Source organism: Corallococcus sp. AB049A (assembly GCF_003668885.1).
Classification (GTDB): Bacteria; Myxococcota; Myxococcia; order Myxococcales; family Myxococcaceae; genus Corallococcus; species Corallococcus interemptor.
The window spans coordinates 1-475 of sequence record NZ_RAWL01000992.1 but is presented as its reverse complement, the minus strand read 5'-3'; the positions used below and the strand labels follow the sequence as shown (position 1 = coordinate 475).

The 475-nt window shown below is 63.8% G+C and carries 1 protein-coding gene; it reads left to right on the top strand.

Annotated elements, in window-relative coordinates:
- Positions 1-132: 132 nt before the first annotated feature.
- Positions 133-475: SAM-dependent methyltransferase (locus D7X55_RS46115; protein ID WP_304988927.1), on the top strand; the 343-nt coding region annotated here is incomplete at its 3' end.

Here is a 475-nt window from a genome sequence, read left to right as displayed (position 1 = left end):
GGGCCTTCAGGTCGTGGGCTTGGCCGGGCAGGAAACGGGTCTGGGAGGCGGTCAGGGCGATGGACATGCAGGAAAACACGGTTGAATGGGACGATCAGGGTATCATGAGGACCCCATCAGCCCCTATTTTCAATGGCTACCCGCAGCAAAAGCAGCCAGCGCTGGCTCAAGGAACACTTCTCCGACCCCTTCGTGAAGAAGGCGCAGGCCGAGGGCATGCGCTCGCGCGCCGCCTACAAGCTCGAGGAGCTGCTCGAACGTGACCGCCTGCTGAAGCCGCACATGGTGGTGGTCGACCTTGGCGCGGCCCCCGGTGGCTGGTCTCAGCAGGTCCGGAGACAGATCGGCGACACCGGTCGCGTGCTGGCGCTGGACATCCTGGACATGCCGCCGCTGGCCGGCGTGGAGTTCCTTCATGGTGACTTCAGGGAAGAAGCCGTCCTATCGCAGTTTGAAGCCATGCTCGGGGATCAGC